The organism is Frankia sp. AiPs1, assembly GCF_023716945.1.
Lineage (GTDB): Bacteria > Actinomycetota > Actinomycetes > Frankiales > Frankiaceae > Frankia.
Genome location: NZ_JAMQQF010000813.1, coordinates 1 through 1,939, shown reverse-complemented (window position 1 = coordinate 1,939; position 1,939 = coordinate 1). Strand labels below are relative to the sequence as shown.

Below are 1,939 nucleotides of genomic sequence, written 5' to 3'. Positions count from 1 at the left end.
CCCTGACCCCGGCCGACGGCGCCCGCGTCATCTGCCGACGCTCCCGCCTGCTCACCCGCATCGCCGGCGCGGGCGCGATGGCCACCGTCGCCCTCGACCCCGACAAGGTCGACGCCGAGCTGGCGGCGAACGGCGGCGGCGGCGAGGTGTCCATCGCCGTGCTGGCCGCGCCGGGCTCAACCGTCGTCGCCGGGGCCGCCCGGCGGGTCGACGAGCTCGTCGCCCACTGGACCGAGCGCGGGATCCCCACCCATCGCATCGCCGTCGACGTCGCCTCCCACTGCCCGCAGGTCGACGCCCTGCTCCCCGAACTCACCCACGAACTCGCGCAGCTCCAACCGGTGTCGCCCCGGCTGCGCTTCTACTCCACCGTCGCCGAGCAGCCCGGGGCCGTCCCCGCGTTCGACGCCGACTACTGGGCGGCGAACCTGCGCCGGCCCGTCCGGTTCGCCGCCGCGGTGCGGGCGGCCGCCGCCGACGGCCATCGGGTCTTCATCGAGGTCTCCCCGCAGCCGGTGGTGACACGCTCGATCACCGACACGCTCGCCGACAGCCGCCGCGAACCCGTCGTCCTGCCCACCCTGCGCCGCGACGAGGACGGCCGCGGGATCTTCCGCGCCCAGCTCGCCGCCGCCCACTGCGTCGGCGTCCCGGTCGACTGGAGTGCCCTCTACCCGACGGGCGCCCTCGTCGACCTCCCCCCGCTCACCCTCGATCGCCGACGTCACTGGGTGACCGAATCCGCCTCGACCCACGGCGCCCCGACCCCCGTCCCCACCCCCGGGTCCCCGTCCACCTCCGCGGCGGGCGACGGCGTGGCGGGCGACAGCGCGGCAGGCGACGGCGTGGCGGGCGACGGGCTGCCGCGGCCGGGGAGTCCGCCGCTGCCGGGAACGCACACCGAGATTCCAGGCGGGCAGGTGCGCCACCTCTGGCGGGCCGACGTCGGGACCTCGGCCGTCCCCTGGCTCGCCGACCATCGCGTCAACGGCCGGGCGGTCCTGCCGGGCGCCGCCTACAGCGCGCTGGCGCTCACCGTCGCCGGCCAGGCGTTCGGCGCCGAGCCGCACCACCTGCGCGTCACCGACATCGCCTTCGAGGACCTCCTCGTCCTCGACGCCCACACCGATCTCACGGTCACCGTCACACCGCAGGGCTCCGACCAGGCTCGGTGCGAGATCTTCAACCGTGGTGGCGGCACCGGCGGGGACGACGGCTGGGTCCGGCACAGCGTCGCCACCCTGCACCGGGCCCACGAGCCGGCCCTCGCTCCCGGCCCCCCGGGCGGCGACGGCACCCCCACCGGCCGGCCGGTGCATGCAGGCGACTCCCTCGCCGCCCGCGCCGCCGCGCATCCCCACCCGTGCGACGTCCGCCGGCTCCGCGAAGACCTGCTCGCGCGGGGCATCGACCACGGTCCCGCCTTCGCCGCTCTCACCGGTCTGCACCTGTCCGCCGACGGGCGCAGCGTCTGGGCGGCCCTGGCGATACCCACCGCCGCGACCACCATCCCGCACGCCCTGTCCGTGCACCCCGTGCTGCTCGACGCCTGCGCACAGGCGCTGCTGGCGTGCCTGCCCGCCGTCCTCGGCGGCGTCGAGGGCCTGATCCTGCCCGCCGGCGTCGGTGAGATCCGCCTGCTGGGGGACCCGTCGACGGCGCGCTACTGCCACGGCCGGCTGGAACGCGCCGACGTCGGCGTGCTGCATGGCGAGGCGGATCTGCTGGCCGCGGACGGGACGCCGGTGGCGCGCATCGAGGGTCTGCGTTACCTGCACCGCGACGTCCGACCCGACGCCGCCTCGCCGCCCGACCCGGCCGGCCCGAACCGCGTCGCGGACGACTGGCTGTATCGGCTGGAATGGCAGCCCGCGCCGCGCCCGGCGCCCACGGACGGTCAACGCAGCGCACCCGCCCGCTGGCTGGTCCTGGGCGACGC

1 protein-coding gene is annotated in these 1,939 nt (G+C 76.9%); it reads left to right on the top strand.

What is annotated here, in order from left to right; all coding sequences use genetic code 11:
* On the top strand, positions 1-1,939 hold a 1,939-nt coding region (locus tag ND748_RS30935), incomplete at both ends, for an acyltransferase domain-containing protein (RefSeq protein WP_251749850.1).